13 protein-coding genes, 1 tRNA gene and 1 pseudogene are annotated in these 16976 nt (G+C 51.1%); 7 read left to right on the plus strand and 8 right to left on the minus strand.

What is annotated here, in order from left to right:
- Positions 1–107 precede the first annotated feature (107 nt).
- The 3 genes from ACX9GT_RS03485 to ACX9GT_RS03495 form a co-directional block, all read right to left on the minus strand.
- Positions 108–791 (minus strand): DUF1120 domain-containing protein, encoded by a 684-nt coding sequence (locus ACX9GT_RS03485; RefSeq protein WP_473189831.1) that lies wholly within the window; start codon positions 789–791, stop codon positions 108–110.
- Positions 792–1876: 1085 nt separating this feature from the next.
- Positions 1877–3259, minus strand: a complete 1383-nt coding sequence (locus ACX9GT_RS03490; RefSeq protein ID WP_473189832.1) for an IS4 family transposase — start codon at positions 3257–3259, stop codon at positions 1877–1879.
- 152 nt (positions 3260–3411) lie between these two features.
- Positions 3412–4095, minus strand: coding sequence for a DUF1120 domain-containing protein (locus tag ACX9GT_RS03495; protein ID WP_473189833.1), 684 nt, complete (start codon positions 4093–4095; stop codon positions 3412–3414).
- A gap of 679 nt (positions 4096–4774) precedes the next feature.
- Between ACX9GT_RS03495 and ACX9GT_RS03500 the strand changes: the two are divergent.
- Positions 4775–5615, plus strand: a pseudogene (locus tag ACX9GT_RS03500) (IS5 family transposase).
- 183 nt (positions 5616–5798) lie between these two features.
- Here ACX9GT_RS03500 and ACX9GT_RS03505 read toward each other — a convergent pair.
- Positions 5799–5874, minus strand: a tRNA-Ile gene (locus tag ACX9GT_RS03505).
- A 147-nt stretch (positions 5875–6021) separates the two neighbouring features.
- Between ACX9GT_RS03505 and mug the strand changes: the two genes are divergently transcribed.
- Positions 6022–6510: a G/U mismatch-specific DNA glycosylase gene (mug, locus tag ACX9GT_RS03510; protein ID WP_473189834.1), complete on the plus strand. Its 489-nt coding sequence runs from the start codon at positions 6022–6024 to the stop codon at positions 6508–6510.
- A gap of 224 nt (positions 6511–6734) precedes the next feature.
- On the opposite strand, the gene rpoD is transcribed toward mug, so the two are convergent.
- The 3 genes from rpoD to rpsU form a co-directional block, all read right to left on the minus strand.
- Complete coding sequence (rpoD, locus tag ACX9GT_RS03515; protein WP_473189835.1) at positions 6735–8573, minus strand: RNA polymerase sigma factor RpoD; 1839 nt, start codon at positions 8571–8573, stop codon at positions 6735–6737.
- A 157-nt stretch (positions 8574–8730) separates the two neighbouring features.
- Positions 8731–10479, minus strand: coding sequence for a DNA primase (gene dnaG, locus ACX9GT_RS03520; RefSeq protein ID WP_473189836.1), 1749 nt, complete (start codon positions 10477–10479; stop codon positions 8731–8733).
- Between the two features lie 135 nt (positions 10480–10614).
- The gene (rpsU, locus tag ACX9GT_RS03525; RefSeq protein ID WP_001144069.1) at positions 10615–10830 is read right to left on the minus strand and encodes a 30S ribosomal protein S21; all 216 of its coding nucleotides are present in this window, start codon (positions 10828–10830) and stop codon (positions 10615–10617) included.
- A 302-nt stretch (positions 10831–11132) separates the two neighbouring features.
- On the opposite strand from rpsU, the gene tsaD reads away from it, so the two are divergent.
- Complete coding sequence (gene tsaD, locus ACX9GT_RS03530; RefSeq protein WP_473189837.1) at positions 11133–12146, plus strand: tRNA (adenosine(37)-N6)-threonylcarbamoyltransferase complex transferase subunit TsaD; 1014 nt, start codon at positions 11133–11135, stop codon at positions 12144–12146.
- Between the two features lie 30 nt (positions 12147–12176).
- Here the strand turns inward: tsaD and plsY are convergent, their stop codons facing one another.
- Positions 12177–12815 carry a glycerol-3-phosphate 1-O-acyltransferase PlsY gene (plsY, locus tag ACX9GT_RS03535; protein WP_473189838.1) on the minus strand — a complete coding sequence of 213 codons (639 nt, stop codon included), beginning with the start codon at positions 12813–12815 and terminating at the stop codon, positions 12177–12179.
- Between the two features lie 107 nt (positions 12816–12922).
- On the opposite strand from plsY, the gene folB reads away from it, so the two are divergent.
- The 4 genes from folB to lldR all read left to right on the plus strand — a co-directional run bounded on the left by folB (position 12923) and on the right by lldR (position 16967).
- A complete protein-coding gene (folB, locus tag ACX9GT_RS03540) occupies positions 12923–13282 on the plus strand; it encodes a bifunctional dihydroneopterin aldolase/7,8-dihydroneopterin epimerase (RefSeq protein WP_459400063.1) in 360 nt (119 codons plus the stop codon).
- A 193-nt stretch (positions 13283–13475) separates the two neighbouring features.
- Positions 13476–14300: an undecaprenyl-diphosphate phosphatase gene (bacA, locus tag ACX9GT_RS03545; protein WP_473189839.1), complete on the plus strand. Its 825-nt coding sequence runs from the start codon at positions 13476–13478 to the stop codon at positions 14298–14300.
- Between the two features lie 244 nt (positions 14301–14544).
- The gene (gene lldP, locus ACX9GT_RS03550) at positions 14545–16200 is read left to right on the plus strand and encodes an L-lactate permease (protein ID WP_473189840.1); all 1656 of its coding nucleotides are present in this window, start codon (positions 14545–14547) and stop codon (positions 16198–16200) included.
- Positions 16197–16967, plus strand: a complete 771-nt coding sequence (gene lldR / locus ACX9GT_RS03555) for a transcriptional regulator LldR (protein ID WP_473189841.1) — start codon at positions 16197–16199, stop codon at positions 16965–16967. Before lldP ends, lldR begins: the two co-directional genes overlap by 4 nt.
- Positions 16968–16976 lie beyond the last annotated feature (9 nt).

The following is a 16976-nucleotide window of genomic DNA, read 5'->3' on the forward strand; positions in this document are numbered from 1 at the left end:
GCTCGATTTAAATAAGATGTTGCAGACAGGGTGTTTGCCGCAACCTCCAAAAGCCCCGCCAGCGGGCGGGGCAACAATCGGAATAATGGCCGACCTGTGATTAAGTATTACAGATAAACTAATTCAAGCGTGGTTAAACCATCTAAAGCGATAGGCTTGGTGAGATCCAGTTCAGAAGCCTTGGCGATATACGCCTGAACTTCCAACTTACTGACCAGGGTGGTAAAGGCGATTGGCGACAGTTGGCCAACGGTAGCCCAGGACAGCAGATTATCGGCACCATTCTGATACACACTGCCGCCAGATTTGCTCCAGCCTACGCCAGCATTGGTTGAGATAATGCTGTCAACGGCAACACCGTCCGCCATCGCTGCATTGCCAGGCAGGCGCAGAGCGTAACCCCCAATCTTGGCTTCGCCATCTAACCCCAGACCAACCCCAGGAATGCCCGTTGAACCAAAGAGGGCGGCAGGGGCGACAGTGCCGCCAACGGCGTTTTCAGTCACATCCGCCATGGTATTTGGGCGACCATTGATAGCATGTACGGCAATCTTGGCTGGGGCATCACAGGTGATAGCAAAGTCCAGCTCTTTTGCCGGCAATACGGTAACGGTATCGGTATTCAGGTTGACACTTCTGATGGTGCCGTAGTCGATGGTTGCGCCGCCAGACAGCGTTGGGGTGCAGGCGGTTGGGCTGATGGTGCCAATCACCTTGACATCGATGCTCTCTGCCAGGGCAGGCAGAGAAGTGGTTGCCAGTACGGCCAGGGCACAAACAGTTTTTTGCATTTGATTCAACATCACGTTATTACCTTTTCGTGTAGAGAAAGCATTCCCGGCCGAACTTCCCCATGAAGCTCATTGTTCCGTAACGATGCTTTTATATTAAAGCCCAGAAGGGCGATTTTTATTCCCTGACTATTTAATAGGCAGGAAGTCAAGTTTTCTATTATTAGTAATAGTAGGGTGATAGCTCTTGAGAAAACTTAACCACTCATATCAGAGCGAGGCATGAAATAAAGCCACATTCCATTTGCGAGCAATGAAATCTACAACCTCGAATAAACAGGTTCATGAGCACTACTGATTTGCTGCACATTCTATAGAATTGGGTTCTAAAGTAATCTGACAGTCGTGGTAAGTGATTTGTCAGAATAAAAAACTGTATAATTAATTGAAATAAGAATATAAATCTATTTATGCGTTTTTTTTATGATTCATTCGAGATAAAAGATCAGTGAAGAACCAAGGCTGCTTTAAGATTGAAATCAAAATTTGATAAAAATAAAACACTGAAAAATTAATAATAATAGTTTTTTACACTGAATTGATCTTCATATCTCGATTTTCACCTATGTTGGCTGCACTTGGTTAGCTCAGCCACATTACAGAGCATTAGCTTATTCTGTGTCTATAACGCGGTATTATCACAATAAATAGGCATAACCAGGTTATTAAACCCACGGCACTCTGCACGAGAAACGCGCTTCCCTTCTACAGTAATATCAATACGGGTTGCGGTGGTGATGGTTTTACAGCCAAAAAAGATAGAGGCTATTTTGAAATAAGATACTGTTGAGCACTTTACTGTCAGGATCTTATCTCTTGCCGAGTTCACAATGGTGTAAGTTTTGGAAAGTTGATCTTTAGTAGCCCATTTGCTGACATAATTTTTCTGCTGCTATTGCCTGTGGCGGCAACGCCAAATCGACGCGTTTTTCACCTGAATCAAGATGCAGTTCGGCCTACGGCCAAGCGCATTGTCGTTGACCATTAGATTATCGCTCGATTTAAATGAGATGTTGAAGACAGGGTGTTTGCCGCAACATCTAAAAGCAAAAGCCCCGCCAGAGGGCCTGTCTCTTGATCACTTTTCACAGGTCAAAAGACTTGGCTAACAGGTAACCTTCAAGGATGGTTTGCAACATGAACCATCCTTCCCATAATCTTTCCCACCCAACACGACCATTGCGTTTCGAGTCATACCAGCCCGCTAGCTTTCCCAGATTTATGTAAGCCCAGTAAACACTTGGTACATTTCTTGGCAGGGGTTTCTTCTCTTGTTTTGACCACAGTAACTTCCACGCCAACGGACTGAGGAGCGTCTCACAACTTTGCTTTTCCGCTTCTTCTCTGTTGAGGCCCAGATAGCGTAATTGGTGAACCCGTACGGCAATAAACGCCAAGATGACGACCATCTTCTCCAAATTGTCCTTACTTTGCATTCGCAAGGCTTCTACCTGTGTCCCTCCACTTTTCCAGGCCTTATGGAACTCCTCAATCAGCCAGCGCTTTTCATAATAATCCAGAACACGTTGTGCATCCCCCGGACTGTTTATCGGTTCTGACGTTAAAATATGCCAGTTCAGCCCTCTGTCATCCCCACTTTCCTGGCAACCAACATAATACAGCGGTACCGATTGACCCTGTTTATTGGCGGGTATTTTGACGGTCACCTTCGCATAGCGCACATCGCAAATAGCCTCACGTGCTTTACGCCCCCCTCTTTGTTTTACTTGAACCTTCCTTTGCTCTGCTGACTGTAAGCCGCTGCTAAATTGATAAAGCTTGTCCGAACTTTCTTCTATACAACGGCTTTGCATAGAACGAACGATAAAGCGCTGATGGTTACCTGTTTTATACGTCAGGTACTCGATAATATCGGCTTCACGATCACAGACTGAGATAACCTTTTCCATCTCAGCAGAGCCTAATCGTTGTTCCATCGCTTGGGAGGCGCTTTCCCACTTATAACTTTCCTTATCTGCATAAGCCCGGCAAGCTCGTTGAGCTTTTTTTCCATAAAGATTGATGTCCCTCGTCCAACGCTCTTGTTCAATTAGACCAACGACATGTTCTTCTCTGGGGGCAAAAAGCAACACAGAATGGGCATGCATGCCTTTGGCACTTTTTCTTGAGGTGGTGTAACCCATTTCATCTCTGACTGTCCGGTGAGTAAAGTCCAGTGAGGTTGTATCTTCTAATGCAAGCAAACAATCATAAGATTTAGCTTGCTCTGCCGTCGCCGCAAAACCGGCAGCAGAAATCGCTTTAGCCTCAATAGACGGGTTACGGGTGAAACGATAAGCCGCTTCAATATCCGCTGGCGTTTTCAGTGATTGCACAAGTGATTGCCCTATGTGATTAGCAAGGGAAGAGGTGATACTAATCAGTCGCTTAGTTCTCCGACTATCCCCCAGTTCCGCGCGTGAAAAAGTGTCTTTTGCCCATAGCTCTGCATCCGTTAAAAACACCATACTTTATCTCAATTGTTTATTTGATATTAAGATCGGCAATGCAGACAAAGATTCAAAAAAAAATCCCTCGATGAAAATCGAGGGATTTGTGTATGAAAGACAGGCCAGAGGGCGGGGCAACAATCGGAATAATGGCCGACCAGTGTTAACTATTACAGATAAACCAGTTCAAGCGTGGTTAAACCATCTAAAGCGATAGGCTTGGTGAGATCCAGTTCAGAAGCCTTGGCGATATACGCCTGAACTTCCAACTTACTGACCAGGGTGGTAAAGGCGATTGGCGACAGTTGGCCAACGGTAGCCCAGGACAGCAGATTATCGGCACCATTCTGATACACACTGCCGCCAGATTTGCTCCAGCCTACGCCAGCATTGGTTGAGATAATGCTGTCAACGACAGCACCGTCCGCCATCGCTGCATTGCCAGGCAGGCGCAGAGCGTAACCCCCAATCTTGGCTTCGCCATCTAATCCCAGACCAACAGCAGGAATGCCCGTTGCACCAAAAAGTGTGGCAGGGGCGAAAGTGCCGCCGACGGCGTTTTCAGTCACATCCGCCATGGTATTTGGGCGACCGTTGATAGCATGTACGGCAATCTTGGCTGGGGCATCACAGGTGATAGCAAAGTCCAGCTCTTTTGTCGGCAATACGGTAACGGTATCGGTATTCAGGTTGACACTTCTGATGGTGCCGTAGTCGATGGTTGCGCCACCGGACAGCGTTGGGGTGCAGGCGGTTGGGCTGATGGTGCCAATCACCTTGACATCGATGCTCTCTGCCAGGGCAGGCAGAGAAGTGGTTGCCAGTACGGCCAGGGCACAAACAGTTTTTTGCATTTGATTCAACATCACGTTATTACCTTTTTCGTATAGAGAAAGCATTCCCGGCCGAACTTCCCCATGAAGCTCATTGTTCCGTAACGATGCTTTTATATTAAAGCCCAGAAGGGCGTTTTTTATTTCTCACCTATTTGATAGGCGGGAAATCAAATTTTCTATTATTAACAAAGTAGGGCGGTAATTCTCGAGAAGACCTAGTCACCCATATCAGAGCGAAGCATGAAATAAAACTACATTCCATTTGCGAGCAATGAAATCTACAACCTCGAATAAACAGATTCATGAGCACTACTGATTTGCTGCACATTCTATAGAAGTGGGTTCTAAAGTAATCCGACAGTCGCGGTAAATAATAAATCAGAATAAAACACTAAATAATTTATTAAAATAAGAATATAAATCTAATTTAGTGTTGATATTAGTCATCTATGGAAATAAAAATTCAGTGAAGAGCAGAGGGGCTTTAAGATTGAAATTAAAATTCGATAAAAATAAAACACTGAAAAATGAGTATTAATGGTTTTTTACACTGGAGCGCTCTTCATATCTCGAATTTTAGCTGTGTTGGCTGCATTTGGGTAAAAATCGCGTCGCTGTATAGGTAGTAATAACACTAGGCTGTGTCCCTCAATTAAAAATGGTATGCTGATCACCTAATTTTCAGACAGTTATCGCTATGGCTCGCTACGGTTTTCCTGATGCTGCATGGGCACTTATCCTGCCATTATTACCTCCAGAACGCTCTCAGCGCCCTGGGCATCCCTATATTGAACACCGTAAAGTCATCAATGGCATGTTTTGGGTTCTGTGCTCTGGGGCTCCCTGGCGTGATTTACCCGAACGCTATGGGTCATGGAAAACCGTCTACAACCGTTTCAACCGGTGGGCAAAAAAGGCATCATTAACTCTATATTCAATAAGTTACTTTCCATTCTTGATGAACATAAGTTGCTCGACTGGTCTGCTATCTCTCTGGATGGTAGCAATATTCGTGCAATGCGTTGTGCTGCCGGTGCCCAAAAAAACATCCCGATATCACCCGTGATCATGGCTTGGGTCGCTCACGAGGCGGTTATGGCACCAAAATCCATCTGGCAACAGACGGAAACGGGTTTCCCTTAAATATCGCGCTGAGTGCGGGTCAAGCTCATGAAAGTCAGTTTGCGCTACGGCTGTTAGATGGCATCGGCGTTCTGAGAAAAAATGGTTTTATGAAGCGCCGAGGCAAGGCCGTTCTCGCTGATAAAGCCTATTCAAACAAGGCATTACGTAGTGAGTTAAAGCGGAGTGGTATCAAGGTCGTTATTCCGCATAAATCGAATGAAAAGGCCAGTACAGATGGACGAACCCGATTTGATAAAGAGACTTATCGTAAGCGCAATGTTGTAGAAAGAAGCTTTGGTTTACTGAAAGAAAACCGCCGCATAGCAACGCGTTATGAAAAAACAGCGAGGAACTACCTGTCGATGGTTCAACTGGGCTGTATCCGGCTGTTTTTACGACGAATATGTAATTGAGGGACACAGCCTAGTTTTTTTGTGGGCGCTGGTAACGAATATGCCATTTTTCCACAAGGCAAAACTACCTTGATTGCGGGGTTTGGCGATAAATCTGCTGCCATTTTGCTGCCACTGATGCTTATGAATAAAAAAGCCACCTGCTAGGAGGTGGCTTAATCATATGATTTTAAAGATAAAATTTGGTGGCCCCTGCTGGGTTTGAACCAGCGACCAAGCGATTATGAGTCGCCTGCTCTAACCACTGAGCTAAGGGGCCAAGCGGCGTGATTATACGGTAATCATGGGACGCAGGTCTACTGCCTTCAAATCATATGTTGCTTTTATGCTCAGTTCTAGCCTGTTGTAATTGCAGGTAGATTTTGCGATAACCGCTGTAAATCCCTTTAACGGACTCCCGATACTCATGGAACTCTTGGCACCCAACCTACAGGCCGTGTTCTGCGGCATCAATCCTGGTCTTTCTTCTGCCCATCGGGGCTATCCCTTCGCCAATGGCAGTAACCGCTTCTGGAAGGTGATTCACCAGGCTGGTTTCACTAAGCACCAACTAGCACCTGAACAGTGGCAGCAATTGCAAGAGAACGGTTGCGGTATTACTGCCCTGGTGGCACGCCCGACGGTGGCTGCCAGCGAACTGGCTCGTGATGAGTTGCGTGCGGGTGGTGATGCATTAAAAGAAAAAATCCTGCAATGCCAGCCGCAGGCGCTGGCGATCCTCGGCAAACAGGCATTCGGCAGTGCGTTTGGTATCCGCCAGGTGCCCTGGGGGCGTCAGGAGATGATGATCGATAAAACCGAGGTGTGGGTGCTGCCTAACCCGAGCGGGTTGAACCGGGCCACGCTGGAGCAGTTGGTGGAGAGCTATCGTGAACTGTTTCTGGCGCTGAAATAAGGGCAATAAAAAACCCCAGCAGAGGCCTAATGCTTGTCAGTTAAGGCTAACCAGTTCCCTCTCCCTTGGGGAGAGGGTTAGGGGAAGATCGCTGAACTAAAGCCCCTCACCCCGGCCCTCTCCCACAGGGAGAGGTTTAGCACCTGCTGCATAATTATGCAGCTTTGCGCTTAACTGACCGGCATTACAGCAGAGGCCGGGGTTTCAGATCGTATCAGCGAACATTAGTCATCCAAGAAGCTGCGCAGCACTTCTGAACGGCTTGGGTGGCGCAGTTTACGCAACGCTTTGGCTTCGATCTGACGAATACGCTCACGGGTAACGTCGAACTGTTTGCCCACTTCTTCCAGCGTGTGGTCAGTGTTCATATCGATACCAAAACGCATACGCAGCACCTTCGCTTCACGTGCGGTCAGGCCAGCCAGAACGTCGTGCGTTGCAGAACGCAGGCTTTCAGAGGTGGCAGAATCCAACGGCAGCTCGAGGGTGGTATCCTCGATAAAATCGCCCAGATGTGAATCTTCATCATCACCGATCGGCGTTTCCATGGAGATCGGCTCTTTGGCGATCTTCAGCACTTTGCGGATTTTGTCTTCCGGCATCAGCATACGTTCAGCCAGCTCTTCCGGCGTTGGCTCACGGCCCATCTCTTGCAGCATCTGGCGCGAAATACGGTTGAGTTTGTTGATAGTCTCAATCATATGCACCGGAATACGGATGGTACGCGCCTGGTCGGCGATAGAACGGGTGATCGCCTGACGGATCCACCAGGTGGCGTAAGTCGAGAACTTATAGCCACGACGGTATTCGAACTTGTCTACCGCTTTCATCAGGCCGATGTTGCCTTCCTGAATCAGATCCAGGAATTGCAAGCCACGGTTGGTGTATTTTTTGGCGATCGAGATAACCAGACGCAGGTTGGCTTCAACCATCTCTTTCTTCGCACGGCGGGCTTTCGCTTCACCGATCGACATACGACGGTTGATGTCTTTCACCTGCTCAATGGTCAGGCCGGTTTCTTCTTCGATCTGACGCAGTTTTTGCAGGCTGCGCTGTACATCATCACTGACGTCTTTCAGCTTTTCTGACCATGGCTTAGCCATTGCCAGTGCGGCTTCGAACCAGGTGGTGCTGGTTTCGTTACCGGCAAACAGAGTGACGAAGTTTTTCTTCGGCATTTTGCACTGTTCAACGCACAGCTTCATGATGAGACGTTCTTGAGTACGAACGCGATCCATCATGGTACGCATGCTGTTGACCAGGAAGTCGAACTGTTTTGGCACCAGGCGGAACTGCTTGAACACTTCAGACAGCTTCAGGATCTCTTCTGCTGCGCTGGCGTGGCTGCGGCCGTTCTTTTTGATCATCAGACGGGTGGCTTCGTACTGATCGCGCAGATCGGCGAATTTCTGGCGTGCCAGTTCTGGATCGATGCTGTTGTCATCTTCAGCATCGTCTTCTTCATCTTCGTCTTCGTCGTCGTCATTCTGCTCTTCGGTCGTTAATTCGGAACCGATGTGCGTGGCGGTTGGGGCAATATCTTCTTCCGCGTTGGGATCGACGAAGCCGGTGATCAGATCGGACAGGCGAGCTTCACCTGCTTCGACGCGATCGTACTGTTCCAGCAGATAAGTAATGGCTTCAGGGTACTCGGCTACGGAGCACTGTACCTGATTAATACCGTCTTCGATGCGCTTGGCGATGTCGATTTCGCCTTCACGCGTCAGCAGTTCAACGGTACCCATTTCACGCATGTACATGCGCACCGGGTCGGTGGTACGGCCAATCTCAGATTCAACGCTTGAGAGCACCTGAGCTGCAGCTTCTTCCGCGTCTTCGTCTGTGTTGTTTGAGTTTTCAGCAAGCAACAGGTCGTCGGCGTCCGGTGCCTCTTCCAGTACCTGAATGCCCATGTCGTTAATCATCTGGATGATGTCTTCGATCTGGTCAGAGTCGACGATATCTTCCGGCAGATGGTCATTGACCTCAGCATAGGTCAGATAGCCTTGCTCCTTACCACGGGTGACAAGTAGCTTTAGCTGTGACTGCGGGTTTTGCTCCATAAGACGGTATCCACACTTCAGAGTATTTGGGTTGGTGTCGGTCGGCGAAACCGCCAACAATAGCATTTGGGGCGTTTTAGTTGTTGCCGCGGCCCACTATGGCGGCATATTGCAGGGTTTGACCCTCGCATTTATCGGCACTTAAGCCGTTTGGTATTCAGTTTTTCTTCGCTAACACCTGGTTCAGTGAACGAACTTCTTCACGTTCTTCAGGACTCAGACCGTGTGTTCTGGCCTGGGCGATCAGTGTTTCCAGCCGCTGCTCTAGCACCGAGTCATACAGGCTGGCCAACGTATCTAAAAAGGTCTGTTCAACCCTATCCTCAACGATCATATGGTTCCAGGTCGCCAAGGTTTCAAGCTGCTGGCTGAATTTGTTGTCGCGATACAGCTCCAGCAGTTGGCCAGTTGTCAGGCCAGGTTGCGCCAGGCAGGTCTGCACCAGTTCAACAAACAGCGGCAGTCCTGCCTGCTTGGTCTGCTCTAATCCTTCCAGTGAAGGGATAAGTGTAGCCAAACGCGGGTTTTGTACCAGTAACCCTATCAGTATACGCATGGTTGTGCGTTTTAGCTGGGGCACCTGATAATTATTCGCATTTTCAGCCTGCTTGGGCATCAGCTTGTCGAGCTGGCTGTCATCCAATAGGCCCAACTTGCTGCCGAGCTGTTGGCGCAGATACAGGCGTAAGGTTTCGCCCGGTACCTGAGTAATCAACGGCAATGCCAGCGTGCTCAGCTTGGCGCGGCCATCCGGGCTGCTCAGATCGACCTGCGGCATCAATGTTTCGAACAGAAAAGTGGAAAGCGGCTGCGCCAGCTCCATCCGTTGTTCGAATGCGTCTTTGCCTTCTTTACGGACTAACGTGTCCGGGTCTTCGCCGTCAGGCAAAAACATAAACCGCAACTGGCGCCCGTCGTTGAGATAGGGCAGTGCGGTTTCCAGCGCGCGCCAGGCCGCTTCGCGACCGGCTCTGTCGCCGTCATAACAGCAGACAACCTGATCGGTGGCGCGGAACAGGAGCTGAATATGTTCCGCCGTGGTCGAGGTTCCGAGTGAGGCGACGGCATAATCGATGCCGTACTGCGCTAGCGCCACCACGTCCATGTAGCCTTCCACCACCAGCAAACGCTGCAGGGTAGGGTGGCTCTGTTGTGCTTCATACAGGCCGTACAACTGGCGGCCCTTGTGGAATACTTCGGTCTCCGGCGAGTTCAGGTATTTTGGCATACCGTCGCCCAACACGCGGCCACCAAAGGCGATCACCCGCCCGCGTTTGTCGCGAATGGGGAACATGACACGTTCACGGAAACGATCGTATGTACGGCCCTGATCGTTAGTCACCAACATTCCGGCATCGTTCAATGCTGCACGGCTGTCGGCGTCGCGGCCAAAGCGTTTTAACGCATTATCCCAACCGGCAGGTGCAAAACCGATGGCAAAATGCTGGATAACCTGCTCACTCAGCCCACGTTGTTGCAGGTAATCGCGCGCCTGCGCACCGTTGGATTGATGCAGTGACTGTTGATAGAACGCGCTAAGCTGTTCCATCAGTTGGTAGAGACTCTGGCGCTGATGGCGCTCAATCTGCGTCGGCCCGGTACCTGCCTCGTAAGGCACTTCCAGCCCGTTCATGGTGGCCAATTCCTCGATGGTTTCGACAAACTCGAGCCTGTCGTAATTCATCAGGAAATCAACGGCGTTGCCGTGCGCACCACAACCAAAACAGTGATAAAACTGTTTTTCGCCATTAACGGTGAATGAAGGCGTTTTTTCGTGGTGGAACGGACAGCACGCGTGATAATTCTTGCCTTGCTTCTTGAGCTTTACCCGGGCATCGATCAGATCGACGATGTCGGTGCGAGCCAGCAAGTCATTGATAAATACACGCGGAATTCGTCCAGCCATAAGCCCCTGTTCGATTGCTTATAAACGAGAACAAGCCGCGCATTCCTTTCGGAAAGCACGGCCTTCGTATGCAACTACTCAGTCTGCGTGTTCTTGGAAAAGAAAAAATCACGCGGTGGGGTTACCCCCGAAGGATTAATACAGACGAGTGCGGCGTGCGTTTTCGCGAGCCAGTTTCTTCGCGTGGCGTTTTACAGCAGAAGCTTTAGCGCGTTTACGTTCGGTAGTCGGTTTTTCATAGAACTCACGACGACGAACTTCAGCTAAAACACCTGCTTTTTCGCAGGAACGCTTGAAACGACGCAGAGCAACGTCAAATGGCTCGTTTTCACGTACTTTAATTACCGGCATGTGCCTCTCACCTCAATAGAATTCGGTTTGCTGCTGGCCAAGCGCCAGCCTTTTCAAAATGGTGCGGAATTTTACTTCAATGGATGCTGCTTTGTAAAGCACCATAGCAAATTGAAACATGCCGCGTTCCGGCAAACTCGCGCAATTATGCATCGGCCGCCGATTATAGACTAATCGAGGAGAATTGCTCGTTTTTAATCGCTGTGGCTGCTTCTTTGCGAATCATCGACATAGCGTACAGTGGCGGTAAATGGTCGCAATTATGCTAAACTGGCGGCCGCACGTGAATGATGGGAAATGTAATGCGAGTACTGGGTATAGAAACCTCCTGCGATGAAACCGGAATTGCAGTGTATGACGACCAAGCCGGTTTATTAGCCAACCAACTTTACAGCCAGGTGAAGCTGCACGCCGATTACGGCGGTGTGGTGCCAGAACTGGCTTCTCGCGATCACGTGCGTAAAACCGTGCCGCTGATTCAGGCGGCACTGAAAGAAGCGAACCTGACTGCGGCAGGCATCGACGGTGTGGCCTATACCGCTGGCCCTGGCCTGGTGGGGGCGTTGCTGGTGGGTGCTACCATTGGTCGTGCGCTGGCGTTTGCCTGGAACGTGCCTGCGGTGCCGGTGCATCATATGGAAGGCCACTTGCTGGCACCGATGCTGGAAGATAATCCCCCGGCGTTCCCGTTTGTGGCGCTGCTGGTGTCTGGCGGGCATACCCAGCTCATCAGCGTTACCGGCATTGGTGAATATGCATTATTGGGTGAGTCGGTCGATGATGCGGCCGGTGAAGCCTTCGATAAAACCGCCAAGCTGCTGGGGTTGGATTATCCCGGCGGCCCGATGCTGGCTAAAATGGCGCAGCAGGGCAGCGAAGGGCGTTTTACCTTCCCGCGCCCGATGACCGATCGCCCTGGCCTGGACTTCAGCTTCTCCGGGCTGAAGACCTTTGCTGCCAATACTATCCGTTCCAACGGTAACGACGATCAGACGCGTGCCGACATCGCCAGAGCCTTTGAGGATGCGGTGGTGGATACCTTGGCGATCAAATGCAAGCGTGCTCTTGAGCAGACCGGCTTTAAACGTTTGGTGATGGCCGGTGGCGTCAGTGCTAACCGCACATTACGCGCCAAGCTGGCAGAGATGATGAAAAAGCGCGGTGGGGAAGTGTTCTACGCTCGCCCGGAGTTTTGTACCGATAACGGTGCGATGATCGCCTATGCGGGGCTGATACGGCTGAAAAGCGGTGCCAATCCAGAGCTGAGCGTTTCTGTGCGCCCGCGTTGGCCGTTGGCGGAATTGCCTGCGGTATAAAAGCCAAGGGCCGGAAATCTCCGGCCCCGATTATTCTTCTTGATGCTCTTTCTGTTCCACGGCATCTGCTTTTTTCTTGCGGAGCTTACCCCAGATCTTGCCTTCCTGCCCGCGCCACAGGCGCTGGATGTTATCGTGATGGCGCATCAGGATCAGGCAGGAGAGCATCGCGACCGGGAAGGTAAACTGGGGTTTGAACCACCAGACGTAGAACGGGGCTATCAACGCACTGACGATCGCGCCCAGCGAGGAGTAACCACTCAGCAGCACCGTCAGCAGCCAGGTGCCGGTCATCAGGCCGGTGAGATCCCAGCCGATTGGGGCGATGGCACCGAACGCGGTGGCAACTCCTTTACCGCCGCGAAAGTGGAAAAATACCGGATAAATATGGCCGAGGCAGGCAGCGATCGCCGTCAGGCCAAGGTACAGCGGTGGAACATTCAGCGCGTAGGCCAGCCAGACCGGCAACATCCCTTTCAGAATATCAAAGACCAGCACCGTTGCTGCGGCCAACCGGCCACCAATGCGCAGGACGTTGGTCGCCCCGGGATTTCCTGATCCATGTTCACGCGGATCCGGCAGCCTGGCGATCCGGCAAACCAGGATCGCACTGGAAATTGAGCCACACAGATACGCGAAGATAATCATGCCAAGCGCGGTAGCACTCATAACGCGGTTCCGTTTAATAATGGTCGTTTTACTCGCAATATCTATGGATAATACGCACATTCCGCTGGAAGTGGTATCCGGCAGGGCCAAAAACTGAGAATGACGTGATGGATATCGTATTTATCGAAGAGCTTACCGTAATCACCACCATTGGCGTTTATGACTGGGAACAAACCATTCAGCAGAAGCTGGTGTTCGATATCGAAATGGCTTGGGATAACCGCCAAGCGGCGGCCAGCGACGATGTGAATCACTGCCTGAGCTATGCGGATATCAGCGATGCGATCATTCAGCATGTGCAGCCGAAGCGTTTTGCGCTGGTGGAGCGGGTGGCAGAGGAGGTATCCGAAATTTTATTACAGCGCTTTAAATCTCCGTGGGTCCGTATTAAGGTCAGCAAGCCGGGAGCGGTTGCACAGGCCAACCGGGTTGGTGTGATCATTGAACGTGGCACGCGTGGTGCGTGATTGTCATCCAGATGCAACGCAGAAAGGTTATTCTGAGCGGTAGATAATATTGGTTGAAGCGGCAATGTATTGAGCACTGCCGCTTTTTTACGTTTATACCCTTTATTTTTCAACGGTTGGCTGTGCGTATGGGCTGCAACTTGAAAGCGATGGGGTATAGAGCCTTAAACTTGATATGGGGTAAGACGGGATCATGGCTGACATGCATTCGTTGTTTGTAGCGTTTGTTCTTGGGGTGGTTGAAGGGTTGACCGAATTCCTGCCGGTTTCCTCTACCGGGCATATGATTATCGTCGGTGAATGGCTGGGTTTTACCGGTGATAAAGCCAAAACCTTCGAAGTGATTATCCAGTTGGGGTCGATTCTGGCGGTAGTGGTGGTGTTCTGGCGTCGCCTGTTTGGCCTGATCGGCATTCATTTCGGCGGTAAGCCGGTAGAGCATGAAGGTAAAACGGCCGGGCGCTTAAAGCTGAGCCATATTCTGTTGGCGATGATCCCAGCGGTGGTAATGGGGTTGGCGTTTCACGACGTGATCAAATCGCTGTTTGAGCCGAAGAACGTGATGTATGCGCTGGTTGTTGGCGGTGTGCTGCTGCTGGTGGCTGAATGGCTGAAGCCGAAAAATCCACCGGCAGTGGGGCTGGATGACATCACTTACCGTCAGGCATTTGCCATCGGTTGCTTCCAGTGCTTGGCGCTGTGGCCGGGCTTTTCCCGTTCAGGTGCCACCATTTCCGGCGGTATGCTGGTGGGCGTGAGCCGTTACGCGGCGTCTGAGTTTTCCTTTATCCTGGCGGTGCCGATGATGATGGGGGCCAGCGCGCTGGATCTCTACAAGAGCCTGCACTTCCTGACGCTGGGTGATTTGCCGATGTTCGCCGTCGGTTTTATTACCGCCTTCGTCGTCGCGCTGATCGCGATTAAAACCTTCCTTCAGTTGATCAAGCGTATTTCGTTTGTGCCGTTCGCCATTTATCGCTTTATTGTTGCGGCCGTGGTGTACATGGTGTTTATGTAATACCCACAATTTCAATAGTGGGCTTTGCCCACTATTCTCAGATCAATTCCCCCTCTTTCTCGCCGTTTGGTCCTACCAATCAATAAGAAATGTGAATCTTCTACACAAAACAGCAAAATACAGTACATAAGCATTGCATGTTATTAACAGTAAATTAACTATCGCATATCAAATATATTACTCCACTATATTGGTCTGACCAATCAGGCGGGGATAAGTGCGAAAAATCGCTGGAGACACCTGCATGCAAGTCTGGCAACAAGTTTATGATCCTATTGGTAATATCTGGCTGTCGAGCCTGATCGCAGCGCTGCCTATTCTGTTTTTCTTCTTTGCTCTGATTAAACTCAAGCTCAAGGGGCACATTGCTGCCACATTCACCGTAGGGATTGCCCTGCTGGTGGCGTTATTCCTGTACCGGATGCCCATTGACCGTGCGATCGCCGCAGTGGTTTACGGCTTTTTCTACGGGCTATGGCCGATTGCCTGGATCATTATCGCGGCAGTGTTTGTCTATAAAATCTCGGTTAAGACCGGGCAGTTTGACATCATTCGCTCTTCGATTCTTTCGATCACGCCCGATCAACGTTTACAGATGTTGATCGTCGGCTTCTGTTTTGGCGCATTTCTGGAAGGGGCCGCCGGGTTTGGCGCGCCGGTGGCGATTACCGCTGCGTTGCTGGTTGGGCTGGGGTTTAATCCGCTGTATGCGGCGGGGCTTTGCCTGATCGTTAACACCGCGCCGGTGGCTTTCGGCGCGATGGGGATCCCGATTATCGTGGCTGGTCAGGTCACCGGGCTGGACAGCTTCGAGATCGGCCAGATGGTTGGGCGTCAATTGCCGTTCCTGACGATCATCGTGCTGTTCTGGATCATGGCGATTATGGACGGCTGGCGCGGTATCAAAGAAACCTGGCCAGCGGTAGTGGTGGCAGGGGGTAGCTTTGCCTTGGCGCAGTATCTCAGCTCCAACTTTCTTGGGCCGGAACTGCCAGACATTATCTCCTCGCTGGTTTCACTGGTGTGCCTGACGCTGTTTCTGCGCGTTTGGCAGCCAAAACGCATTTTCCGTTTTGAGAACGCTGAAGGCCCGGCTACCGAGCCAACGTTGACGCAGCACGGCTATACGCTAGGGCAGATTATTCGTGCCTGGATGCCGTTTATTTTCCTGACTGCGACGGTCACCCTGTGGAGCGTTCCACCGTTTAAAGCGCTATTTGCCAAAGGCGGCGCGTTACAAGATTGGGTGTTCAATTTCCCAGTGCCATTCCTGGATAAGCTGGTGGCGAAAGTGCCGCCGGTGGTGGCAGAGATCACGCCCTACGCCGCAGTGTTCAAACTCGACTGGTTCTCTGCTACCGGCACCGCGATTATGGTTGCGGCGATCGCCTCGGTGATCTACCTGCGGATGAAGCCGAAAGACGCGGTCACTACGTTCGCTGAAACAATAAAGTCGTTGGCGCTGCCGATTTATTCCATCGGCATGGTGCTGGCCTTTGCTTTTATTTCTAACTATTCCGGCTTGTCGGCAACGCTGGCGTTGGCATTGGCGCATACTGGCAAGGCGTTCACCTTTTTCTCGCCGTTCCTTGGCTGGTTGGGCGTGTTTCTTACCGGTTCTGATACCTCGTCCAACGCGCTGTTCGCCGCCCTGCAAGCCACCACTGCGCAGCAGATTGGCGTTTCGGATGTGTTGCTGGTGGCGGCTAACACCACCGGCGGGGTCACCGGGAAAATGATTTCGCCACAGTCCATTGCCATCGCCTGCGCCGCCGTTGGCTTGGTGGGGAAAGAGTCAGACCTGTTCCGCTTTACGGTAAAGCACAGCCTGATCTTCACCTGCATGGTGGGGGTGATCACCACGCTACAGGCCTACTGGTTGACGTGGATGATCCCATGACCGCGTTTCATCCACCGCGCTTGGCCGATCGCTTGGCTGAACGCCTTAAGGCGATGATTCACGAACGTAAACTGGAGGCGGGTATGCGTTTGCCCGCCGAACGTCAGTTGGCCAGCGAGTTAGGCGTCTCACGTTCCTCGCTGCGTGAAGCGATCCAGAAACTGATTAGCGAAAAGGTGCTCATCAGCCGACGCGGCGGCGGCACCTATGTTTGCGACGAACTTTCCCCTTGGTCGGAGCAAAGCATCGTGGAGCCGCTGAGAACCTTGGTGGCCGACGATCCTGACTATCGCTACGACATTCTGGAAGCCCGCCACGCCATTGAGGCCAGCACCGCCTGGCACGCGGCGATGCGTGCCACTGCCGCAGACAAAGAGAAGTTGCAGGCTTGTTTTGATGCCACGCTGGAGTTTAAGGAGAGCGATAACCCTGATCTGGCGGCGCAGGCCGACGTGCGCTTCCACCTAGCGATTGCCGAAGCCTCACACAACGTGGTTTTACTGCAAACCATGCGCGGTTTTTTCGATTTAATGCAATCCTCCGTTATGCATAGCCGCCAGCGTATGTATACCGTGCCGACCATTTTCACGCGGCTTACTGAACAGCATGAGGAAATGCTACAGGCTATTTTGGCCGGTGATCCCGAGCGCGCGGGCAAGGCGGCGAAATCCCATCTGGGATTTGTTCACTCCACCATTAAAAGCCTGCATGAAGATGAGGCTAGGCTGGCGCGTATTACCCGCCTGCCAGATGAAAATTCACTGTAATAAGGGAGA

It is taken from the genome of Serratia sp. YWN4 (genome assembly GCF_055790845.1).

Coding starts and splice junctions, on each gene's coding strand:
- ACX9GT_RS03490 (WP_473189832.1), bottom strand. CDS start 3,259: ATGGTGTTTTTAACGGATGCAGAGCTATGGGCAAAAGACACTTTTTCA.
- tsaD (WP_473189837.1), top strand. CDS start 11,133: ATGCGAGTACTGGGTATAGAAACCTCCTGCGATGAAACCGGAATTGCA.
- bacA (WP_473189839.1), top strand. CDS start 13,476: ATGGCTGACATGCATTCGTTGTTTGTAGCGTTTGTTCTTGGGGTGGTT.
- rpoD (WP_473189835.1), bottom strand. CDS start 8,573: ATGGAGCAAAACCCGCAGTCACAGCTAAAGCTACTTGTCACCCGTGGT.
- rpsU (WP_001144069.1), bottom strand. CDS start 10,830: ATGCCGGTAATTAAAGTACGTGAAAACGAGCCATTTGACGTTGCTCTG.
- mug (WP_473189834.1), top strand. CDS start 6,022: ATGGAACTCTTGGCACCCAACCTACAGGCCGTGTTCTGCGGCATCAAT.
- lldR (WP_473189841.1), top strand. CDS start 16,197: ATGACCGCGTTTCATCCACCGCGCTTGGCCGATCGCTTGGCTGAACGC.
- folB (WP_459400063.1), top strand. CDS start 12,923: ATGGATATCGTATTTATCGAAGAGCTTACCGTAATCACCACCATTGGC.
- plsY (WP_473189838.1), bottom strand. CDS start 12,815: ATGAGTGCTACCGCGCTTGGCATGATTATCTTCGCGTATCTGTGTGGC.
- ACX9GT_RS03485 (WP_473189831.1), bottom strand. CDS start 791: ATGCAAAAAACTGTTTGTGCCCTGGCCGTACTGGCAACCACTTCTCTG.
- dnaG (WP_473189836.1), bottom strand. CDS start 10,479: ATGGCTGGACGAATTCCGCGTGTATTTATCAATGACTTGCTGGCTCGC.
- lldP (WP_473189840.1), top strand. CDS start 14,545: ATGCAAGTCTGGCAACAAGTTTATGATCCTATTGGTAATATCTGGCTG.
- ACX9GT_RS03495 (WP_473189833.1), bottom strand. CDS start 4,095: ATGCAAAAAACTGTTTGTGCCCTGGCCGTACTGGCAACCACTTCTCTG.